Here is a 23,541-nt window from a genome sequence, read left to right on the forward strand (position 1 = left end):
ACTAATGATTAAATAAAAGGATATGCCCATAACACTAACTATTAATGAGACGAGTGCTTCAGCATTGGCTTTTGTGGAATATGCTAAAAAACTTAGTTTTGTACAGTATACAGAAACAAATGATGATGATGCGTTGCCTAAAACTAAACGTTCGCTCACACCTAAAGAACAAAAATTCAAGAAGATGCTTTCGCAAGGAATGAAAGAAGTGAAAGCGGTAAGAGAGGGAAAAATGAAAGCGCGTGATTTAGATGAAGTCCTCAATGAATTGTAAATTTTTATCAGTTGCTACTTTTGATAGAGAGCTTAAAAGGTTGAGCAAAAAGTATAAGAGTCTGAAGAAAGATATAGAAAATCTTAAAGCAGAGATAGAGATAAATCCTCTTTTAGGAACAGATTTAGGAGAAGGATATAAGAAGATGCGTCTTGAAATAGCTTCTAAAAATAAGGGGAAAAGAGGAGGAGGGCGTGTTATCACCCACGAAGTTCTCGTGAATGTAAACGAGGAAGATGAAACAAGAAATATTCTTTTTGCTGTTATTTATGACAAAAGTGAATATGATACAGTGGATATGGATATCGTAAAGGAAATTGTTCAAGAATACTATTCGGAATAATTACTTCTAAAATACTAATAACTAAATATAAAATGAAGAGCATAAATGTACTATTAGCAAGTGTCTTATTGGCAGGTGGTGTTTCGCTACACGCCCAAATAGATACTTTGGGTAGTAAATCCCTACAACTGAAAGGGAAAGTAAAGAAAGTAGAGGATTATTCATTTCTTCTGGAAGCGAGTCCGAAAGGTACTAAAACCTTTGATGGGAACACTTATAACGTTTTTCCTTATTCCGAAGAATGGAAGGTGGAAAAAGACGAAAAGAAGTATTCTAAAACTAATATATCTTATCTGTTCGACAACGGAGGGCGCAATCTTGAAATTAAAACCTATAATGCTGAAAATCGACCTTTTGGAGGAATGCGCTTCTTTTATGACAAGAAGGGAAAAATCAATAAAAGTCAGTCGGTGTTTACCTTGGGAGACGGAGAACTGACGGTAAACCGGCAGTATTTTTACAATGAGAAGAATCAGTTGGTAAAGATTGATGAGAATGATGGGTTGACCAATGAGTGGCTTATCACTATCACGTATAAATACGACGATTTAGGTAACTGCATTGAGAAGAATAAGGTAGCTAGTGTATCGGCATTGGAGAAAGATATTCAACGATATGAGCAGAAGAACCTTGTATTGGAACAGAAAATACGTCCGGAGTACACCAAAGAGAAGTCGTATAAATACAACAATATGAACAAGGTGAGCGAGACAGAGGAAAAAGTGCTTAACAAGAATGTGTTTTTAAAAACAGAGAACCAATACGACAAGGATAAGAATTTAACCAAAGCGACGTATATTAACCAAGCAGGACAAGAGACCGTATGCCAGCACAAATACAACAAAGCAGGGCAACTCATACAGACCATTTGTACGGCTAATGATGACCCTAACTTTTACGTAGAGACGAATTATATGTTTAACAAATTTGGAGAGACGCAGATTATTAAAACACGGAAAGGGGTAGCCTCGACCAAAGTGTATGATGAGCACAATTTGCTTACTGCTTATACTACTCCTGATTTCAATTATAGATACCGTTATACTTTTGATAAAATGGGTAACTGGACACAGATTATAATGTTTGAGAACGACAAGCCCGTTTGCGCTCGCGTTCGCAGAATAGAGTACTTCCCCGCAAAATAAATGAACGAGATACATCTTAAAATAACCGATCGCGAGGGGCTTCTATACGAAATAGAAGCCCCTACTGATATGAATATGAACCTTATGGAGGTAATGCGTGCTTATGAAATTGCCCAAGATGGCGAGATAGGCATCTGTGGTGGTATGGCAATGTGCGCCTCTTGCCAGTGCTATATTCAGAATGCAGAAGAGGTGTCGCTTCCTGAGATGTCAGCAGAAGAAGATGCAATGCTTTCGGAGGCTTTTTACGTGAAACCTAATAGTAGATTAGGTTGCCAAATTCCGATTACACCTGAAATAGATGGTTTGGAAGTGGTATTAGCACCATTTGCATAAGAAAGATAAAAAATATTGAGAAGTATTTTGTAGTTGAGCATTAAATTACTACTTTTGCACAGTTTAAATATTAATTCGCCAAATATGTTAAAAAGGAATCTATTCTTATGGCTCTTCACAGTAGCTATAACATTCGGTGCTTCCGCTCAAAACTATGAGTGGAAAGAAGCTCAAGGAGGCGGTTACACTTATAAATATGTAACACACGACCCCACCAATGCAAGGTTTTATACCTTGAAAAACGGACTTACAGTTATTTTGAGTCCTACGAATAAAGAACCTCGCATTCAGTGCTATGTAGCTGTGAAAGCAGGTAGTAAAACCGACCCTGCAACTAATACAGGGCTTGCACATTATTTAGAGCATTTGCTCTTTAAGGGAACTGATAAATACGGTTCACTTGATTGGGCTAAGGAAAAAGTAGAACTCGACAAAATCGACGCCCTCTACGAAGAGTACAATCACACCAAAGACCCTGCTAAACGCAAAGCTATCTATAAACTGATAGATTCGGTTTCAGGAGTAGCTAGTAAGTATGCTATCGCCAATGAGTACGATAAGATGATGACTGCTATGGGTGCACAAGGTACCAATGCTTTTACTTCGTTTGAAAAAACAGTGTATACTGACGATGTGCCTGCTAATGCTATCAATAAGTACATTACTGTACAAGCTGAACGCTTCCGCAACCCTGTACTTCGTATCTTCCATACTGAATTGGAAGCTGTATACGAAGAGAAAAACCGCTCTTTGGATAGCGATAATAGCGAGGTGTTTGAAACTCTCTTCTCTGAGCTATTCAAAAAGCACAATTATGGCTTGCAAACCACTATCGGTACAGTAGAGCATTTGAAAAATCCTTCACTGAAAGAAATTCGCAAATACTTCCATACTTATTATGTGCCCAACAATATGGCAGTAATATTGGCAGGAGATTTCAACCCTGATACTGTTATTGCTCAAATTGATAAGGCATTTAGCTATATGCAACCCAAAGCAGTGCCTCAATATACTTTTGAGAAAGAAGCTCCTATTACAGCACCTATCATTAAGAAGGTAGTAGGACCTGATGCCGAAAGCGTTTCGATGGCATTCCGCTTGCCTGGTAACCAAGATAAAGATGCTCTCTTAGCCGATTTAGTAGGGGAAATTCTTACTAATGGTAAAGCAGGTCTTATTGACTTGAACCTTGTAAAAAAACAAAAACTCCTTGGGGCAAGTGCCTTTGCTTATACGCTTATAGACTATGGCGTATTATACCTCTCTGGAAGACCTCTACAAGGGCAGTCGTTAGAACAAGTAAAAGACCTTATGTTGGGGGAAATAGAAAACCTCAAAAAAGGTAACTTTGATGATGACCTTATTCCTTCTATCATCAACAACTTGAAAAAGCAAACCATTCAAGGCACTGAGTCTTATGGCAACCGCGCTAATATGCTAATGTCAGCTTTTACTGATAACTTAGACTGGAAAGACCAAGTAGCATATGTGAACAACCTTTCTAAACTCACCAAAGCTGATATCGTAGCTTTTGCCAATAAATACCTCGGCAATAACTACGTAGCTGTGTATAAAGAGAAAGGAACTCGCCCTAATGTAGAGAAGATTGAAAAACCGGCTATTACTCCCGTTGAGACCAATGCCGATAAACAATCAGCTTTTGTGAAAATGGTGAACGAGATGCCAAGTACTCCTGTAAAGCCTGTTTTCTTAGATTATAATAAAGACTTGCAGAAAGGAAAATTAGGCAAAGCAGAAATACTTTACGTGCAAAACAAAGACAATGAATTGTATCGCCTTACTTTCCGTTATAAAGTAGGTACTCTTAATGATTTGAAATTAGCAATAGCTGCTAATTATAGTCAGTTTTTGGGTACTGATAAAAAATCAGCTGAACAGCTTACCAAAGAATTCTATAAAATAGCTTCAAGCTTTAGAATTTCAAATAGTGACGAGTACACTACTGTAAATATAGAAGGGTTACAAGAAAACTTTGAAGCAGCTGTGAAACTTTACGAAGACTTTATTGCCAATATTAAAGTAGATGAAGAAGCCCTTAAAGCCTTGAAAGCTCGTGTAGTTAAATCGCGTATAGATGCCAAAGCTAATAGAAATGCTATTATGCAAGCTTTAACAAATTATGCAATGTATGGGGCTAAAAACAAATATAACTACACCTTCTCTGATGCCGAAATTGAGGCTATTACAGGGAAAGAGTTGGTAGATAAACTCAAAAACCTAAACAATGTAGAGCAAACTGTTATTTATTATGGACCTGCTACCCTTTCAGAACTTACTAATAAACTAAAAACCTTGCATAAAGTGCCTGCTAAGTTTGCCAAGGTAGCTCCTAAAAAAGAGTTTAAACAAGTAGAGCAAACTAAGAACCAAGTGCTCTTTGCCGATTATGAAATGGTACAAGCTGAAACTCGTTGGATACGCAATACCGTTCCTTTTAATCCAGCTGAAAGTACTGTAATTAGTGCGTTCAACAACTACTTCGGTGGCGGTATGGGCTCTTTGGTATTCCAAACCATTCGCGAAAGTAAAGCTTTGGCATATAGCACTTATGGTTTCTACGCTTCCCCAAGAAAGAAAGCTGATAAATATTATATGCTTGCCTATGTAGGTTCACAAGCTGATAAGTTTAAAGAAGCCGTTGAAGCAATGAATGAACTGCTCAATACAATGCCTGAATTGCCTGCTAATCTCCAATTAGCTAAACTACAAATCAAGCAAGAAATAGAAACCGAGCGCATTACACAAGACGGTATTATTTATAGCTATTTAGCCGCACAAGAATTGGGTCTTAAAGACGATATACGCAAGCAAGTATATCAAAATGTAGATGGTATTACAATGAAAGATATCAAAGCTTTCCACGACAAATACCTCTCTAAAAAACCTTATACTTATGTGATTTTAGCTTCAGAAAAGAAACTCTCAAAAGATGACCTCCAAAAAATAGGAGACTTTAAGAAGCTTTCATTAGAGGAGCTCTTCGGATATTAGAATAAGAAATTATTTTTTATTTCTCATAATCAGTGTTAAAGTCGTACGACTTTAACACTGATTATTTATATATAATACACTCATTTACAATACTCATCTAAAATATTTTAAAGATTTGTGATAAAAATATTTGGTAGTTATTATTATTATCCGTTACTTTGCGCCACAAAGTGCTTCATTATGGAAGAGAATAAATACTTAAACGACCTACACGAGATACGCCAGATGATGCGTAAGTCTACCCTTTTTCTTTCGCTTAGCGGACTTTCGGGGGTATTGGCAGGTGTGTATGCCCTGATAGGTGCGGCAGGGGTATATATGTTGTTGGAACATCATTACATCTATTATCCTTATGTGCTTATAGAAAGTCGTACCTTTAAGGCTATTATGGCAATTGCATTAGCGGTGCTTGTAGCCTCATTGGTGACGGCTTACTTGTTTTCGGCACGTAAGGCGAAGCGCAATGGAGAAAGCCTTGTGAATGCTACCGGCAAAAGGGCTTTGTATAACTTTGCTATTCCGCTACTTACGGGTGGGCTACTCAGTGTATTGCTCATCAAAAATGGGTACTACGGACTGCTTGCGCCAATGACGCTTATTTTCTACGGTTTGGCGTGTGTGAATGTGAGTAAATACACCTTTGGAGATGTACATTATTTGGGAATTACCGAGATTGTGTTAGGCTTATTAGCGGTATATTTTCCTGGTTACGGACTCTTGTTTTGGACATTGGGCTTTGGAGTATGCCATATTCTCTATGGTGGCGTAATGCACTTTAAATACGAACGCAATAAAGGAAAAGACCAACAGTGACATAAGTCGGGACGGATAAAGAAAATTGAAGACTTTTTTAGCACATATCAATAAGGCTTTTGACCACCGCATTCGCTTAGCCATAATGTCGGTGTTGATGGTGAATGACAGTGCCGACTTTAATACCCTAAAGGAACTCTTAGGGGTAACCGATGGCAATCTGGCAAGCCATACCCGTGCCTTGGAAGCTGAAGAGTATATCACTATTGAAAAATCGTTTGTGGGACGTAAGACCAATACGAGTTATAAGGTAACTAAAAAGGGAAAAGAGGCGTTTCAAGAACATTTGAATGCACTCGAGAAGATTATTGGGAAATTAGGAAATTAGCAGATTTGTCGATTTGCCCCCGAACCCGCGAAGGAGGACAATCCGTAAAGGAGAAACATTAACTCCTTTCTTTTTTATAGAGATACTTTGAAACGCAAAGTGCTTTAGTGTGAATTATTAATTGTAAATTTAAATATTATGTATCCAGAAAAACCATCAACAACATCTAATGTATGGCAATCAAACACTTTTCGTTTGGTGCTTATTGGGGCACTTACTTTGGTATTGCTCATTCCGCTCTTATTAGTACAAAACTTAGTGAGAGAGCGCAAAGAACGTCAGCAGGAGGTTATCAATGAGATTGATAGCAAGTGGGGGCGCGAGGTCTTTTTCTATGGACCTATCCTCAAAATTCCTTACAAAGTGTACAGCGACAAGAACAAAAACGCTTTTGAGACACAGTACGCTTATTTCTTCCCCGAGGAACTAAAAAATACTTCGAATGTAAAGACTGAGGTGAAGAAGCGCAACAACTACGAATCAGTAGTATTTAATGCGTCTATGGACTTTACGGGTAGTTATGTGGCGCCTAATTTTATAGCCAAAGGAATTCCTAACGAAGATATCAGTTGGGATAAGGCTACGATTCTCATTCGCACTACTAACCTCGCGAGTATTAAGAATGGAGTAAGCATTCAATTAGGTGGCAAGGATTACGCTTTTGAACCTATCTATGAGCAAAAAGACGACGAGGATTATTACTATGAGAATGATAGTAAGGCTAATGAGGTGGCATCGCTCGAAACAGGCTTTATCAACTATCAGGAGTTTTTGGCTAACCCTTCGTTTAGTTTTACGGTGCAGTACGACGGTAGTAAGAAAATAGCTATTGTGCCCATAGGGAAGACTACCGAGAGTACCCTTACCTCTAACTGGGCTAACCCTAGCTTTACAGGTAGCTTTTTGCCTTACACCAAACAGATAAACGGCAATGGGTTTAACGCTTCGTGGAAGGTATTGCACATCAACCGTCCGTTTGCACAACAATCGTTTGGGAGTTTACCGAACATTTCGCAATACACTTACGATGTAGATTTTATCATTCCTGTAGACCAATATCAGCAGAATGAACGCGCTACTAAATACGGTTATTTGGTGATATTCCTCACTTTCTTGATATTCTTCTTGATACAAAGCATTAGCAAGATAAAGATTCACATCTTCCAATACTCAATGATAGGGTTGGCATTGGTGTTGTTCTATACTTTGCTCATATCGATTACAGAACACAGTAGTTTCTCGTTTGCTTACTTTATATCATCGGTAATGACGGTAGGACTTATCAGTTTGTATTCGGTTTCTATACTGAAAAACAAGAAGTTCCCTACTTTTATAGGACTTTCATTAGCAGCACTCTACGGTTTTATTTACGTGATTATTCAGCTGGAAAGTTATGCTTTATTAGTGGGAAGTATAGGTTTATTTACCATTTTGGCTATTGTGATGTATGTGTCGCGGAAGGTGGAATGGTCGGATTCAGGTAAATAGGTAAAAGATAAAAGGTAAAAGGTAAAAGGTAAAAGGTAAAAAGGACTGTTAGAGAATATCTGGCAGTCTTTTTTAATACCATAATGCCAAAAATGCCAATAATACCAAGTTAATGACGTTGTGAGCCACACAGGCAGGTGAGAGCCGCACAGGCAGTCGTAGCACGACAGGCAGTTAGAGAAAAGACGGTGCGAGCCGCACAGGCAGATAAACAAAAGACGAACAATGAACGAATAATGAACGAACAATGAACGAACAAAAGACGAACAAAAGACGAAGGAAGAACGAACAAAAGACGAACAAAAGACGGTGCGAGCCGCACGAGCAGATAGAGAAAAGACGAAGAAAACCTCCTCCTTACGCATACCCAGCTTTCGCTGGCTTCCTCCAAAGGAGGAATTACAGCGACGTAAAGACGAACAATGAACGAAGGAAAGGTGGAGAAATAATGAAGGATAAGGCTTGCAAAATAGTAGAAAAAGTGGAGTTTGTAGAAGGTGATTATGGGTAGTTGTTGAATAATAGAAATAAAAGTATTATCTTTGCACCCTTTTTAACTGATAATTCATAACTAAAAACATAAAACTCAAGTGGCTATAATAATAACTGACGATTGTATCAATTGCGGGGCTTGCGAACCCGAATGTCCTAACAATGCTATTTATGAAGGTGCTGACGATTGGCGTTATAGCGATGGTACGACCTTAAAGGGACGTGTGGTATTACCGAGCGGATTGGAAGTAGATGCGGACGAGCCCCAGAAAGCTATCAGTGATGATATTTACTTTATCGTGGCGGACAAGTGTACTGAATGTATTGGTTTTCACGATGAACCCCAATGTGCTGCTGTATGTCCTGTGGATTGTTGTGTGCCCGATGATGCCTACCAAGAAACAGAAGAAGAACTTTTGGCTAAAAAACGCTTTATTCACGACGAAGAAGCGTAGTTTTACAAAAAAAGTAGTATATTTGTCCCCATACTTTTAAAAAAGAGTATCTATGAAAAAAGAAGTAACAGATGTATTGGTAATTGGCGCAGGTCCTTCGGGTTGTGTATCAGCAGCCTATTTGCACAACAACGGTGTGAAGGTGCGCGTGGTAGAGAAAACTAAATTCCCGCGCTTAGTAGTAGGTGAGAGCCTTATTCCGCGTGTGATGGATCATTTTGAGGAAGCGGGTTTTATGCCAGCCTTGGAAGCCCAAAAGTACGAAGTAAAATGGGGTGCCCGTTTTATTCGCGGGGAACAAGTATGTCAGTTTGATTTTGGCAAGAAGTACGGCAAAGGTTGGGATTGGACGTGGCAAGTGCCTCGTGCCGATTTCGATAATGTTTTAGCACAAGAGGTCATTCGAAAAGGGGTAAATCTCACTTTTGAAACCGAAGTTACCGATGTGCAATTCTTCCCCGACCATCAGGTCACTACGGTGAAAGACGCTAATGGCGAGGTGAGCGAAATTACCTCTAAATTTGTAATTGATGCCAGTGGTTATGGACGTGTGTTGCCTCGCTTGTTAGACCTCAATTCTCCTTCGAAGTTAGACGACCACTCGTCTATTTTTACTCATATCAAAGAGGATAAGGTACGTCCTGCGGGTGAAGAAGGTACGCTTATTTCATTTGATGTATTGGAGCGTGAAGTATGGCTATGGGTAATTCCGTTCTCTAACGGCAATACTAGCGTGGGCATTGTAGGACCTACGCACTATATCAACGCTTTGTCGGCTTCGGGAGATACCGAAGAAGCGCTTCGCAAAGCAATTAAACGTTCTGACTTCTACCGACCACGCTTTGAACATTCGGATTTTCTGTTCAAGCCCAATAAGATACAAAGTTATTCTTGCTCGGTGAAAAAACTCTTTGGCGAAGGGTTTGTGCTCACGGGCAACAGTACCGAGTTCTTAGATCCTGTGTTCTCCTCAGGAGTGGCATTTGCTACCGAATCGGGGATGTTGGCGGCTAAATTGGTAAAACGCGAACTTGCGGGTGAAAAAGTAGATTGGCAAAAGGAATACGCCGAGTATATGCAACGTGGTATAGACGTGTTTACTTCTTATGTAAGAGAATGGTATACAGGCAATTTACAAACGCTCTTCTTTCATCAGCCAGGAAATGAAGAGGTGAAGAAGAAGATATGTTCGGTACTTGCGGGTTACGTGTGGGATACTACCAATCCGTTTGTAACCAAACACAAGCATATCATTGAAAATATGGCGTATGCCATTGATAACGGTTTGGGAATGAAGGAGGCATAAACTTTTTTGGCTGAACGGTAAAAAAGTAGTACTTTTGCAACCACTTAAATACTCTCATAACTCTTAATTTTAAACTTTAAACTAAAAAAGTGCAAACAGAAGAAAAAGAATTGTACCGCTTTGTAGAAGCGGGAGATTGGACAAATTCCCTTTCAGATAGTGAAATGGAAGAACTTTTAGTAGAGACTGACTTTTCTAGAGAGCAAACCGACGAGGGACGTGACTACTGCTATTTCTTACATAAATACAGCAAAATAGACGATAATAGTGCCTCTGACTATACGTTGATGGCTTATACCCTTACCCAACCCGAAAACTTGGAACGTGCTTCGATGTACGATATGATACTCGAAGAAAATGAGTATTTCAGTATACACCGCATCAGTGTGTATCGCAACGGTCAGCTAATTGACAAAACAGCTGATACTACTATAAAAGTATTGGACAACGAAGGACAAAGCGGTCGTGGTATTATCAGCAGTTCTAAAAAACTGAACTTCTCCATCAAAGACCTTCACTTAGATGATATCCTTATTTTGGAAGACACCAAAGAAAAGGTATTTACTGAGAAAGAGTTCTTGCGTCGGGACTTTATGAAATACGTATATGTAACCCCCGATACTTACTGGGCGTACGGTAAATACCACTTCAAACTCATCAACAATCGCGACAAACGCGTGGCTTATAAAGATGTGTTCTTCCGCGACGAGCAAGGCAACGTAATCCCAAGTCAGGTGAAGTACTTAGCACAAGGAGAGGCATTTGAGATAGTACAAGAAAACTACATCAACCCAGTAGACCCTAACCGCGAAATCTTCCCTTTTATAGACTTCGCTACTGATAGTACTTGGAAAGAACTTTCTAACTATATCTATCCGCTTTACGAAGAAGTGTTCAAAGCTCAACCCGCTGATTTCGCCCCCGATTTGGTGGAGAAACTCAACAGTATGGCTACCCTCGACGAGAAATTGCAATACGCTATAGAGTTCGTGCAAAACAACATCTACTACGTGTACAACGCCGATGAGATGAATGGACACAAACCGCAAGCACCTGCACTTACTTACCAAAATAAGCAAGGTGATTGTAAAGCGAAATGCGTATTGTTGAAATCTATCCTCAACTATCTCGGTGTAGAGGCTTCAGTGATATTGGTGAACTACAATTCTGATTATTACTTGCAATTCTATCTCCCTTCGTTGCTTTCGTTCAATCACGTAGTGGTGAAAATCAACTACGAAGGTAAAGAATACTTTGTAGATGCAACTGCTCGTAACGAGTTTGGTAAATTGGAGAAACGCGCAGTGATTTCTTTTTGTCACTTTATGGAGATATTGCCTGACCAAGAGTTACAAGTGCGCAAACCTACCCATTTCGACAATTTTTGTATAGATGAGCACATCACCTTAGAAGCCAAAGGCAATACGGGTAAAATACAACTGCTTACTACCTATCGTTACAATCGTGCAAACTCTATGCGCGGTTACTTTAAGTCGAGCAACAAAAACGAACGTTTGGACAGCTGGAACAACTCCTTATTTTATGCGCTCAACTATGTGAACGACCGCAAAGGCAAAGATTTCCGCGAGATTTTCAAAGATGCTACCTTGCAAATAGTGAAGGACGATAAGGTGGAAAATGAATTTGTAGTGAAGTACGAAGCAACTATTGAACAGCCTTATTTTATAGACAATGAAGGTCGTCGTTTCTTGATGTACTACGATGGTAGTGTGTTGAAAAATAGTATTCGTGAACACCAGCACAGCGATGCGAGCTTTTGGCATAACTTCGATAGCGAGCGTTACGAAATAGAACTCAAAACCGATGAGAATATCGATACTAAGGAAAAATACACCGTACAAGAGTGTGATATCAAAAACGAGTATTTCACTCATAAAACCCAAAAGTTTATCACTAAGAACTCTGGTAAGGTGATTGTAGAGTACAATCCGCTCACGAATATTGAGTTACCATTAGATAAATTGGAGCCTATTCGCGAAGATTATCACACTATGGCTGATAGCAACTTCGGTATCGGTATCGATGTGGTAGAAAAAGGATTCTTAAATTCCTTAAAACGACTTTTTAAATAAAGAAATTTACATACAACTTTGCCAAAGGTGTGAGCCACACGGGCATTAGAACCTTTGGCAAAGTTTTATTAACAAAAATAATGAGTGCACTTATTCCAACCATAGAAACCCAATCGGAAGCCGAGATTATCGCTTTTCAAGAAGAAAAACTGCGAGAGCTATTGCAATATCTCAATGAAAAATCGGTTTTTTATCAAAATCTCTTCCGCAAGCACCATATCCGTATAGAGGATATCCGCACCCTTGCCGATTTACAAAAAATACCCACTACTCATAAAGACGATTTGCAACGTGAGAACGACGCTTTTCTCTGCGTGCCTAAAACTGCTATTGTAGACTATGCTTCAACCTCAGGCACTATGGGAACGCCTGTTACTTTCGGTCTCACCGATAAGGATTTAGACCGTTTGGCATACAACGAAGCTATCTCATTGGCTTGTGCAGGCATTCAAAAAGGTGATGTAGTCCAACTAATGACTACTATCGACCGCCGTTTTATGGCAGGCTTGGCTTATTTCTTAGGCATACGCAAAATGGGGGCAAGCATCATTAGGGTAGGGGCAGGAATACCCGAATTGCAATGGGATTCTATCCGATTGTACGAACCTAAATACCTTATTGCAGTGCCTTCCTTTGTGCTGAAAATGATAGAATATGCCGAAAAGAATGGTATCGATTATCGCGCTTCTTCCGTAAAAGGAGTGGTATGTATAGGTGAGGCATTGCGCAATCAGGATTTTAGCCCTACGCTCTTAGCAAAAAAGATTACCGAAAAATGGCAAGGATTGCAACTTTACTCCACTTATGCTTCTACCGAGATGAGCACTACTTTCACCGAGTGTGAGTACCAACACGGAGGGCATCACCACCCTGAGCTCATCATTACTGAGGTATTAGACGACGAAGGACACCCCGTACCCGATGGTGAGAGTGGCGAGCTCACTATCACTACTTTGGGAGTGGAAGGTATGCCATTGTTGCGTTTTCGCACAGGTGATATAGTAGCGATGCACAGTACCCCTTGTAAGTGTGGGCGACATACGGCACGAGTGAGTCCTGTACTGGGTCGCAAACAGCAGATGATTAAATACAAAGGAACGACCCTCTACCCGCCAGCCCTAATGGATTTGCTTACGGGGTTTGAAGCCATAGAGAATTACATTATAGAAATCAATACCAATGATATCCTCACCGATGAAATTCTCATCAAAATAGGGACAAAAAACCCTACTGAAGCTCTTCGCGAGCAAATAAGTCATCACTTCCGTGCTAAACTCAGGGTAGTACCTAAGATTGAGTTCTGCAACATAGCCCTCATTGAGCAGCAGCTCTATCCGTTGGGCAGTCGCAAACCGATGAAATTTGTAGACAAACGCAAACCATTAAATTAATTATATATGAAGACAAAAAATCTATTAGCTGTCTTATTTTTGTGCGTTACCTTAGCTGTAACAGCGCAAGATTTTCAAGAAGAAAGAGGTAATTTATCTTTTCTAAAAGATCAAAAAGTCGTGAATGTAGAGTTCAAATACGATAATTTGCGACTAATGAAAGACAATGTTACCGAAAAAGAATACGTAGATGAACGTCGTGAGTTTCTTAATAACAGAAATAAAGATGAGGGAGATAATTGGCTGAAGAAATGGGAAGGAGCGAGAGAAACCTTTTGGGAGCCTAAATTTTTAGATTTGATGAGACGTACAGTTACTGAATCTAAAGGAATTGCATTTCAAAAAGATGCTCCTCAAGCAGCCTATACCCTTATTGTAGATGCCCAATGGATATATCCAGGTTGGGATGCTTGGGTAATGAAACAAAAAGCCAAAGTAACTACTGTACTCAGTTTTGTAGAAACAAATAACAGAGAAAATGTACTATACCAAATACGCTCTATCGAAGCCCCAGGCGACCAAATAGGACATAATTACAGTAATGAGTTGCGTATAGGAGAAGGCTTTGAGAAAACCGCTAAATCCTTTGGAAAGCTCATCATCAAACGCCTTAAAAAATAATAATAATTACAACACTTTTAACCTCAATACACTTTGTCAAAGTCTTAGAGACTTTGACAAAGTGTATTGTTACCTGTTACTTGTTATTTGTTTCTCCCATTCTTCAAAAAACTTAGGTTTATACAGCGATAAGCTATTATCTTTTAGAGAAGTAAATACCTGTACAGTTTCTCCCGTGCAAACCAACTCATTGGCTTCATTGTAGATAAAATACTGAAAGATGAGTTTCGCTACATTGGTAGGGATATAGTGAGTATCAATGCGCAAGCGTTCGCCATAACGCACCATCTTCTTGTGTTCACATACACTCTTCACAATAGGAGTTGCATAGCCTTCGCGCTCTACATCAAGGTAAGAAATACCGTACTTTCTCCCAAACGCCTCACGTCCGTCTTCAAAATATTTGATGTAGTTGCCGTGCCATACAATACCAAGTGGGTCGGTTTCGCTAAAGCGTACCGTAATAATAAGACTCTCAGATAAATTCGCAGGTTTATACGTTTCTTTTGGCTTTGTCATAATAAATAGAGATAAGTATACAACTGATGAAAAAGAGCAGTAAAGCTCCTATTTTAGGTAACAAACTACTCGCAGAACCTCCTCTTAGTAATACATCGTAGAAGGCTTGTAATCCCCAGTTCATAGGGGAAATATTAGAAAGTAATTGCATAATGTGGGGCATTGCAAAGGTAGGTATCCATACGCCCCCAATGGCTGCAAAAAGCACCGTGAGGGTAGCTCCCAAGGGCGCTGATTGTTCTTGGGTTTTTGCTAAAGTCCCTAAGAGCACCCCCAATCCTATTGCCGAAAGCCCTGACACTATGGCGACTAATAACAAGGGTAAAAGTTTACCTCCCACTTCTAACATCGGTAAGCCTAAGTAAGGAAATACAAATACGCCCATTACTACCATCAAAGCGAATTGTAGTAAGCTAATCATCAGAAAAACAATGATTTTAGCGGTGAGTAATGCCCAGTAGGGTAGGGGACTCGTGAAGAGTCGGAGTCCTGTGCCTTGTGTTTTTTCCTTGACAATACTCGCCGATAGTGGTATGGTAATGAAGAAGATAGCAAAGAGAGCCCACGCGGGGACGTTGTGTTGGGTAGCGTTGGGGATAGCAACAGTAGCTGTATTAGGATTGATTTCTCTAAAACTCACTAATGCTTCAGTTTTTGGTAAACTCACCCCTTCCTCTAACTGACTCTCAAAAGCTTTATAAATAAACTGATTTTCTATTTGGTATAGCAATTTGTCAATACCACTCTTCACACTCTCCTTAAACGAAGTCTGCAAAGTAGGGTCAAAATAAAGGCGTATTTCTTTGGTAGTATAAGCCGTTTCAGTAGGCGTTACGGTCTCGCCTGCAAAAGTGCTGATAATCGTCTCAACATTCTGTTGCACTTTAGTTTGCAAGCTAGAGGAGAGTTCAGCAGGGATTACAATAGCCAGTAGGTAGTTGCCTTTCAGCACTTGTTCACGCGCCATAGCTTCGCTAATAGGTTTGTCGTCCAGCGTTTTCACCATTTCGAAAGCACTTCCTTCTAAGCTCTTACTGATGTTTTTGGCAATTTCACCGCCATCGTTATCCACTAACAGAACGGCTGTTTTCTGCTCACTGATATTCTTAAAAGCCCCGTCCTGCAAAAGCGTAATGGTTACCACCAATAGCAATGGCATTGCAAAGAGAATGATAAGTGCCCCCACATCGCGCAACAGCAATAAGGCTTCTTTTTTTATAGATTGAAACATAATGGTTTGAATAGGGGGCAAAGATAGTAAATAAAAACTAAATCATTCTAATAATATTAGAAAAGGCAATAACTGTCAATTTACGAATTTGCTAAATTGCTAATTACTTTGTACTTTTGCACCCTCAAATTTTTAAAACACAAATTATATCTATGACCGCTATTAGAAATATAGCTATTATTGCCCACGTAGACCACGGCAAAACTACCTTAGTAGACAAGATTTTACACCACTGCGCTCTCTTCCGCGAAAATCAAGATTCAGGCGAACTGATATTAGATAATAACGACCTCGAACGCGAACGAGGAATTACTATCCTCTCTAAAAATGTTTCAGTAGTTTATAAAGACATCAAAATAAACATTATTGATACACCTGGCCACGCCGACTTTGGTGGGGAGGTGGAACGTGTACTCAATATGGCTGATGGCGTGCTCTTACTTGTTGATGCTTTTGAAGGGCCTATGCCTCAAACACGCTTTGTACTCCAAAAGGCTATAGAGATGAAGTTGAAACCCATTGTGGTAATCAACAAAGTTGATAAAGAAAACTGTACTCCTGATGAGGTACACGAAGCTGTATTCGACCTGATGTTTGAACTCGGTGCTGAAGATTGGCAACTCGATTTTCCTACCGTATATGGTTCAGCTAAACAAAATTGGATGTCAGAAGATTGGCATAAGAAAACCGATAGTATTGCACCCCTACTCGATATGGTGGTAGAGCATATTCCGGCTCCTCAAATTGAAGAGGGTAGCTTACAAATGCTCATTACTTCATTAGATTATTCTACCTTTACAGGACGTATTGCTATTGGTCGCTTACACCGTGGCACCCTAAAATCGGGTATGAATATTTCACTGATGAAACGCGACGGAACTATTGTAAAATCTAAAATTAAAGAGCTACACATTTTTGATGGTTTAGGTCGTAAGAAAGTAGAAGAAGTACAAGCAGGCGACATTTGTGCGATTGCAGGCTTAGAAGGCTTTGAAATTGGTGATACTATCGCCGATTACGAAAACCCAGAAGCGCTCCCTACTATCGCTATCGATGAACCTACTATGAGTATGCTCTTCACTATCAACGATTCTCCTTTTTTTGGTAAAGATGGTAAGTTTGTAACCTCTCGCCATATCAAAGAGCGTTTAGAACGCGAATTAGAGAAAAACCTTGCTTTGCGCGTAGAACCTACTGATAGTGCTGATAAGTTTATCGTTTATGGTCGTGGGGTATTGCACCTCTCTGTACTCATTGAAACAATGCGTCGTGAAGGTTATGAATTGCAAATTGGTCAGCCACAAGTTATCATCAAAGAGATTGACGGCGTAAAATGCGAACCTATAGAAGAACTTACTATTGATTTGCCTGAGAATGTAAGTGGTAAAGCAGTCGATTTAGTTACCCTTCGCAAGGGCGAAATGCTAAGTATGGAACCTAAAGGTGAACGTATGATTATTAAGTTTATCATTCCGTCTCGCGGTATTATAGGGTTGCGAAATCAATTGCTTACAGCTACTGCTGGTGAAGCTATTATCCACCACCGTTTCTTGGAGTTCAAACCTTTTAAAGGTGAAATAGCAGGACGTATTAATGGTTCGCTTATTTCTATGGAACAAGGTACTGCTATTCCTTATTCTCTCGACAAATTGCAAGACCGAGGCAAATTCTTCATCTTCCCTGGTGAAGATATTTATACAGGACAAGTAATCGGTGAAAACTCTCGTAGTGGAGATATCGTAGTAAATGTAACGAAGACTAAAAAACTTACTAACGTACGTGCTGCGGGCTCTGATGAAAAAGTAAAATTGGCACCGCCTATTAAGTTTTCTTTAGAAGAAGCCTTGGAATATATCCAAAAAGATGAGTATGTAGAAGTAACTCCTAAAAATATGCGCTTACGTAAAATCTACTTAGATGAGAATGAACGCAAACGCCACGAAAAGGAGTTTAAGTAATCTCCAATATTTAATAAAAGAAAGCCTCAGTGTTTTTATACACTGAGGCTTTCTTTTATGAATAATAGGTATATGATGAATAATAAAAAAAGTCGTCACTTCCCAGCAACGACTTTTCCTCATTAAAACAAAAAATTATGAAAAAAACTAAATTACTTCTCTTTTTCCATCTTGTCTTTCAACTCTTGTAATGCTTCAAGATCACCAAGTGTTGATTTTTCGACTGTAGATGAGCTGGTATTTACAGCAGCTTCTTTAGCTATTTTCTCTTCTTCTTCTTTGAAGATAGCAGTGTGAGAAGCTACTACACGTTTAAATTCTTTGTTAAATTCAATCACTTTGAAATCAGCAGTGTCTCCTTTGCCTAATTTCTTTCCGTCTTCTTTTTCTAAGTGACGTGAAGGAACAAACGCTAAGATGTCGTCGTTGAAAGGAACAGTAGCACCTTTATCTACCATTTTAGAAATAGTACCTTTGTGAACTGTACCTACCGCAAATTCAGTTTCGTATTTGTCCCAAGGGTTAGGAGTGGTTTGCTTATGTCCTAATGACAATTTGTGTCCTTCGGCATCTAATTCAAGTACTACTACTTCAATCTTATCACCAGAGTTTACAAATTCTGATGGGTGTTTAATTTTCTTAGTCCAAGAAAGGTCGGTGATGTGAATAAGACCATCGATACCTTCTTCGAGTTCTACGAATACACCGAAATTAGTGAAATTGCGAACAGTACCTGTATGTTTAGAACCTACTGGATATTTTTCAGTGATGTTAATCCAAGGGTCTGGGGTAAGTTGTTTAATACCCAAAGACATTTTGCGCTCGTTGCGGTCGAGAGTCAAGATAACAGCTTCTACCTCGTCGCCGAGTTTTACGAAATCTTGAGCAGAACGCAAGTGAGTACTCCAAGACATTTCAGAAACGTGGATAAGACCTTCTACACCATCAGCGATTTCTACGAAAGCACCATAGTCGGCAATTACCACTACTTTACCTTTTACTTTATCGCCTACTTTAAGGTCATCAGCAAGAGCGTCCCAAGGGTGTTTGCTAAGCTGTTTTAAACCTAATTGAATACGTGATTTGTTGTCGTCGAAATCGAGGATTACCACATTGAGCTTTTGGTCTACCGATACCACTTCGCTTGGGTGATTGATACGAGCCCAAGAAAGGTCGGTGATGTGAATCAATCCGTCTACGCCACCAAGGTCTACAAATACACCGTAAGAAGTGATATTTTTCACAACACCTTCGAGTACTTGTCCTTTTTCGAGTTGACTGATGATTTCTTTCTTCTGTTCTTCGATATCTGCTTCGATGAGCGCTTTGTGAGAAACCACTACGTTTTTGAACTCGTGATTTACTTTCACAATCTTGAATTCCATTGTTTTGTTTACGAATTGTTCGTAATCGCGGATAGGTTTCACATCGATTTGAGAACCAGGTAAGAATGCTTCGATGCCAAATACATCTACTATCATACCGCCTTTGGTACGGCTTTTTACAAAACCGTTTACGATTTCGCCGTTTTCGTGTGCCAAGTTAATTCTATCCCAAGCTTTAAGCGTACGTGCTTTGCGGTGTGAAAGTACTAACTGACCGTTTTTATCCTCACGGATATCGATAAGCACTTCTACTTTGTCACCTACTTTAAGGTTCGGGTTGTAGCGGAACTCGTTGAGAGAGATAACGCCTTCTGATTTAGCGTTGATGTCGATAATCGCTTCTCTGTCAGTGATGCGAGTTACTACTCCTTCTACTACTTCATTGTCTTGAGTGTCAACGAAATTGTTTTTAACCAATTCTTCGAAGTTTTTCAATTGGTCTTCTTGTACGCTGTCAATACCTTCTTGGTACTTGTCCCAATCAAAGTTCTGTAAGAACTCTTCTGGATTTTGAGTGTTTTCAGCCATTTGCTGATAATAAAATTTGTATTTCCTAATTAGGAACGAGAGTATTTTAGTAGGGCTATTTCTAATAGGAAAGAATGAAACAATAATGATAAATTAATACTCTATGCCCTTAAAAAATTATGGCAAAATTACAAATAATCTTTGAATTAGCCAAATAATTTTATGATTTTTGAAGATGTTTTTTTATTTGTAACTGTGTATCTGTTTGTTTATTAGCTAATTATATGAATATTGTGTTAAGTAGAAATATTACTAAGAAACAATCAATTCTACTGAAAAGTTTTTGTAATTACATCATTTGTATTTCTTTAAAGAACTGAGTAAATTCTTCTTCATATAATTTTTCATCTCTTTTTAAATCTTCTATGGCATATTGCATTTTCGAAACAAAGCCTGTACGCCTATCCATTCGGTATAATATGGAGGAGATACCTTCAAAGGTTTGATAGCTTTCTAACCAACGTTCGGCAATGATGTATTTACTCAAAGTTTGAGCTTTATTGTTGAGCAATTGTTGATGGCGTTCTAAGGCATCGTAAAAGTGCTGAACATATTGTTCTAAGGATTTATCAGAATATTCTTTCCAATGTTTAGCAAGACAATAATCGTAAAAAATATCTACCAGCACCCCTGCGTAATGGTTGTAAGTAGGCACCAATCGGTGTTTACTTTTCCGGAAAATGGCGTGTGCATCAGTGAAAGTATCTATTCTCCGATGTAATAAAATACCCCGTTGCATTGCTTCGGGGTATTGTAAGTATTCTTTGCCTCGTACGGTATCGGCGATAAAGTTGCCAATAGTGAGCAGTTCATCGCCTTCGCCTGAAAGATAAATATGAGCCAAAAAGTTCATTATAAATAATCTTTTACCTTAGAAAGTGCTTCGGTAATACCACCAGGGTTTTTACCTCCTGCGGTTGCAAAGAATGGCTGTCCGCCACCTCCTCCGTGAATGTATTTGCCCAGTTCTCGTACTATCTTACCAGCATCTAATCCTTTGGCTTGTGCCAATTCTTTATTGATATAGCATAACAAGAGTGCTTTGCCTTCTTCGTGAGCTGATGCAAAGAATACAAAAGCATTTTTTACCTCATTACCTAACTCGAAAGCAAGGTCTTTGAGAGTTGCCACTTCTGCATCTACTTGTTTTACGAGACACTGAACACCATTTACTTCTGTAAATTCAGCTTTGATGCTTGTTTTAAGTTGTTTAGCTTGTTCTTTTCTCAACTGTTCAAGTTCTTTGTGTAAAGCTGCATTTTCTTCTTGCAAGTGCCTAATCGCTTTTACAGGGTCTTGCGCGTTTTTCAGCGTCTCTTTTATTTGTTCTACCAGCTGTTCTTGCTCTGTAAAATACATCATAGCTCCTCCACGGGTAATCGCTTCAATACGGCGAATACCTGCTGCTACAGCACCTTCTGAGATGATTTTGAAATACCAAATATCGCCTGTGTTCTTTACGTGAGTTCCCCCACAAAGCTCTTTGCTATCACCAAACTGAATCATACGCACACGGTCGCCGTACTTTTCACCAAAGAGTGCCATAGCTCCTGATTCCACTGCTTGTTGCATAGGAATATTACGATGCTCTTGCAAAGGAATTTTCTCAAAAATGCGTTTGTTTACCAATTGCTCTACCTTTTTGAGCTCTTCCTCAGTAAGTTTAGCAAAGTGTGAGAAGTCGAAACGCAAAGTTTCAGGAGCTACACGAGAGCCCTTCTGTTCAACGTGTGTACCCAACACTTCGCGTAGAGCTTGGTGTAATAGGTGGGTAGCACTGTGGTTAGCTTCTGCCATTTCACGTGATATTGAATGTACTTCTGCTTTGAAAGGGTCGTTTAAATTAGTAGGCAGGTGTTCTGAAATGTGAATGATAAGGTTATTTTCTTTCTTGGTATCTAAAATATAGATAAGCTCACCGTTAGCACTTTGGAGAGTACCTTTATCACCCACTTGTCCACCTCCTTCCGGATAAAAAGGAGTAGTGTTGAATACCAGCTGAAAATGAGTATCGTCTTTCTGACTTTCCACTCTGCGGTATTTCACCAATCGCACCACAGCCTCTAAGGTATCATAGCCTATAAACTCCTCTTCATCGTCGTCGCGGAGTATTACCCAGTCGTCAGCTTTTATTTGAGCTGCTGCACGTGAACGCTCTTTTTGTTTTTGTAATTGTTCTTCAAAACTGGCTTCGTCCATAGTGAGCCCTTTCTCCGAGAGAATGAGTGCTGTCAAATCTTTGGGGAAGCCGTAAGTGTCGTATAATTCAAAGGCTTTACCGCCCGATAGTTGCTTGCCAGGACTGTTTTGTATCATTACGTCTAGCATCAATAAACCCTGTTCAAGCGTGCGCAAGAAAGAGGCTTCTTCTTCTTTTATGACGCTCATAATCAGGAATTGCTGTTTCTCCAATTCGGGGAAAGTACCTCCCATTTGGTTAGAGAGTGTCTCTACTAATTTGTAGATAAACGGCTCTTTTTGGTTTAAGAAAGTAAAACCATAGCGAATAGCACGACGCAAAATACGGCGTATCACATAACCAGCACCATTGTTAGAGGGCAACTGACCGTCGCTAATAGCAAAAGCCACAGCCCTAATATGGTCTGAAATCACACGAATCGCAATATTTACTTGTTCTTGTTCAGGAGTTACACGGTCGCCTGAGGTATATCTACTTTGGGTAATCTCTTCCACTTTGTGAATGAGTGGGGTAAACACATCGGTATCGTAATTTGATTGTTTCTTCTGCAATACCATACAGAGGCGTTCAAAACCCATACCTGTATCCACGTTGCGAGAAGGTAGTTTTTCGAGACTACCGTCGGCTTTGCGGTTGAACTCCATAAACACATTGTTCCAAATCTCAATTACCTGAGGGTGGTCGTTATTCACAAGGTCGCGACCTGGCACTTTCGCTTTCTCTTCTTCCGAACGAATGTCCACGTGAATTTCGGTACAAGGACCACAAGGACCTTGGTCACCCATTTCCCAAAAGTTATCTTTTTTATTTCCGAGAAGTATATGGTTTTCAGCAATCCGTTCTTTCCATATATCATAGGCTTCTTGGTCAAAAGGCACGCCGTCTTCTTCACTGCCTTCAAAAACGGTTACATAGAGGTTTTCTTTGGGAATTTTGTATATTTCGGTGAGCAATTCCCACGCCCAGCTAATGGCTTCTTTTTTGAAGTAATCGCCAAACGACCAGTTGCCAAGCATCTCAAACATCGTGTGGTGATACGTGTCGCGACCTACCTCTTCCAAATCGTTGTGCTTCCCCGATACGCGCAAACACTTTTGAGTATCGGCTACGCGTTTGTATTTAGGTTTAGCATTACCAAGGAAGAACTCTTTAAATTGGTTCATACCAGCGTTGGTAAACATCAGGGTAGGGTCGTTTTTAACCACCATAGGAGCCGAGGGAACAATAGTGTGCCCTTTGCTTTCAAAGAATTTTAGGAATTGTTCTCTTATTTCTTGCGAAGTCATATATTTTTAACTAACGATTGACAGTTAATAATTAACATTTTCAGGGCGCAAAGGTACGAACTAATTAGCAAATTCACAAATTTGCTAATCTGCTAATTTCCCTTTCTCACATCAAACTCACATCAATTAATTCAACCCTTGATTGATATTAGTAATATTCTAAATTCAATTGCTATTCAGTTAATATTCAATTAATCTTTGGTCAGTCTTCATTGTAGACCCACTGTAGAGCCACTGAAAAGCCACTCATTCTTTAATTATTTTATAAGCTTTGTATACCTCTCTCCCAATTTCACTATTCACCATTAACCATTAATCATTAACCATTAATCATTAA

19 protein-coding genes are annotated in these 23,541 nt (G+C 39.5%); 14 read left to right on the plus strand and 5 right to left on the minus strand.

Annotation, left to right across the window (positions count from 1 at the left end; all coding sequences use genetic code 11):
• Nucleotides 1-22: 22 nt before the first annotated feature.
• From HMPREF1528_RS07060 to HMPREF1528_RS07125, 13 genes are all read left to right on the plus strand, one after another.
• The gene (locus tag HMPREF1528_RS07060; protein WP_016479200.1) at nucleotides 23-274 is read left to right on the plus strand and encodes a hypothetical protein; all 252 of its coding nucleotides are present in this window, start codon (nucleotides 23-25) and stop codon (nucleotides 272-274) included.
• Nucleotides 264-617, plus strand: a complete 354-nt coding sequence (locus HMPREF1528_RS07065; protein ID WP_016479201.1) for a hypothetical protein — start codon at nucleotides 264-266, stop codon at nucleotides 615-617. The genes HMPREF1528_RS07060 and HMPREF1528_RS07065 overlap by 11 nt, the downstream gene beginning before the upstream one ends.
• A 32-nt stretch (nucleotides 618-649) precedes the next feature.
• Nucleotides 650-1,762, plus strand: coding sequence for an RHS repeat protein (locus tag HMPREF1528_RS07070; RefSeq protein WP_016479202.1), 1,113 nt, complete (start codon nucleotides 650-652; stop codon nucleotides 1,760-1,762).
• Nucleotides 1,763-2,098, plus strand: coding sequence for a 2Fe-2S iron-sulfur cluster-binding protein (locus HMPREF1528_RS07075; RefSeq protein ID WP_009410691.1), 336 nt, complete (start codon nucleotides 1,763-1,765; stop codon nucleotides 2,096-2,098).
• Between the two features lie 84 nt (nucleotides 2,099-2,182).
• Nucleotides 2,183-5,110 carry a M16 family metallopeptidase gene (locus tag HMPREF1528_RS07080; protein WP_016479203.1) on the plus strand — a complete coding sequence of 976 codons (2,928 nt, stop codon included), beginning with the start codon at nucleotides 2,183-2,185 and terminating at the stop codon, nucleotides 5,108-5,110.
• Between the two features lie 180 nt (nucleotides 5,111-5,290).
• Nucleotides 5,291-5,923 (plus strand): hypothetical protein, encoded by a 633-nt coding sequence (locus HMPREF1528_RS07085; protein WP_016479204.1) that lies wholly within the window; start codon nucleotides 5,291-5,293, stop codon nucleotides 5,921-5,923.
• A gap of 25 nt (nucleotides 5,924-5,948) precedes the next feature.
• The gene (locus HMPREF1528_RS07090) at nucleotides 5,949-6,251 is read left to right on the plus strand and encodes a winged helix-turn-helix domain-containing protein (RefSeq protein WP_009420465.1); all 303 of its coding nucleotides are present in this window, start codon (nucleotides 5,949-5,951) and stop codon (nucleotides 6,249-6,251) included.
• Between the two features lie 138 nt (nucleotides 6,252-6,389).
• On the plus strand, nucleotides 6,390-7,739 hold the full coding sequence (gene creD, locus HMPREF1528_RS07095) for a cell envelope integrity protein CreD (RefSeq protein WP_016479206.1): 1,350 nt from the start codon (nucleotides 6,390-6,392) through the stop codon (nucleotides 7,737-7,739).
• Between the two features lie 590 nt (nucleotides 7,740-8,329).
• The gene (locus tag HMPREF1528_RS07105) at nucleotides 8,330-8,686 is read left to right on the plus strand and encodes a 4Fe-4S binding protein (protein ID WP_002672952.1); all 357 of its coding nucleotides are present in this window, start codon (nucleotides 8,330-8,332) and stop codon (nucleotides 8,684-8,686) included.
• Between the two features lie 52 nt (nucleotides 8,687-8,738).
• The gene (locus tag HMPREF1528_RS07110; RefSeq protein ID WP_016479208.1) at nucleotides 8,739-9,992 is read left to right on the plus strand and encodes an NAD(P)/FAD-dependent oxidoreductase; all 1,254 of its coding nucleotides are present in this window, start codon (nucleotides 8,739-8,741) and stop codon (nucleotides 9,990-9,992) included.
• An 89-nt stretch (nucleotides 9,993-10,081) separates the two neighbouring features.
• Nucleotides 10,082-12,085, plus strand: coding sequence for a hypothetical protein (locus tag HMPREF1528_RS07115; RefSeq protein WP_016479209.1), 2,004 nt, complete (start codon nucleotides 10,082-10,084; stop codon nucleotides 12,083-12,085).
• Between the two features lie 80 nt (nucleotides 12,086-12,165).
• Nucleotides 12,166-13,476: a phenylacetate--CoA ligase family protein gene (locus tag HMPREF1528_RS07120; protein ID WP_016479210.1), complete on the plus strand. Its 1,311-nt coding sequence runs from the start codon at nucleotides 12,166-12,168 to the stop codon at nucleotides 13,474-13,476.
• A gap of 6 nt (nucleotides 13,477-13,482) precedes the next feature.
• Entirely contained in the window at nucleotides 13,483-14,097 is a 615-nt protein-coding gene (locus HMPREF1528_RS07125) for a hypothetical protein (RefSeq protein WP_016479211.1), read from the plus strand.
• Between the two features lie 69 nt (nucleotides 14,098-14,166).
• On the opposite strand, the gene HMPREF1528_RS07130 is transcribed toward HMPREF1528_RS07125, so the two are convergent.
• A complete protein-coding gene (locus HMPREF1528_RS07130) occupies nucleotides 14,167-14,616 on the minus strand; it encodes an acyl-CoA thioesterase (RefSeq protein ID WP_016479212.1) in 450 nt (149 codons plus the stop codon).
• Entirely contained in the window at nucleotides 14,591-15,847 is a 1,257-nt protein-coding gene (locus tag HMPREF1528_RS07135) for an ABC transporter permease (protein WP_016479213.1), read from the minus strand. The genes HMPREF1528_RS07130 and HMPREF1528_RS07135 overlap by 26 nt, the downstream gene beginning before the upstream one ends.
• A 152-nt stretch (nucleotides 15,848-15,999) precedes the next feature.
• On the opposite strand from HMPREF1528_RS07135, the gene typA reads away from it, so the two are divergent.
• Nucleotides 16,000-17,805: a translational GTPase TypA gene (gene typA, locus HMPREF1528_RS07140; RefSeq protein WP_016479214.1), complete on the plus strand. Its 1,806-nt coding sequence runs from the start codon at nucleotides 16,000-16,002 to the stop codon at nucleotides 17,803-17,805.
• 152 nt (nucleotides 17,806-17,957) lie between these two features.
• Here the strand turns inward: typA and rpsA are convergent, their stop codons facing one another.
• The 3 genes from rpsA to alaS all read right to left on the minus strand — a co-directional run bounded on the left by rpsA (nucleotide 17,958) and on the right by alaS (nucleotide 23,204).
• Nucleotides 17,958-19,718, minus strand: coding sequence for a 30S ribosomal protein S1 (gene rpsA, locus HMPREF1528_RS07145; RefSeq protein WP_002672939.1), 1,761 nt, complete (start codon nucleotides 19,716-19,718; stop codon nucleotides 17,958-17,960).
• A 289-nt stretch (nucleotides 19,719-20,007) separates the two neighbouring features.
• A complete protein-coding gene (locus HMPREF1528_RS07150; RefSeq protein ID WP_016479215.1) occupies nucleotides 20,008-20,571 on the minus strand; it encodes an ACP phosphodiesterase in 564 nt (187 codons plus the stop codon).
• Nucleotides 20,571-23,204 (minus strand): alanine--tRNA ligase, encoded by a 2,634-nt coding sequence (gene alaS / locus HMPREF1528_RS07155; protein ID WP_016479216.1) that lies wholly within the window; start codon nucleotides 23,202-23,204, stop codon nucleotides 20,571-20,573. The genes HMPREF1528_RS07150 and alaS overlap by 1 nt, the downstream gene beginning before the upstream one ends.
• Nucleotides 23,205-23,541: the final 337 nt, after the last annotated feature.

It is taken from the genome of Capnocytophaga sp. oral taxon 336 str. F0502 (genome assembly GCF_000411575.1).
Classification (GTDB): Bacteria; Bacteroidota; Bacteroidia; order Flavobacteriales; family Flavobacteriaceae; genus Capnocytophaga; species Capnocytophaga ochracea.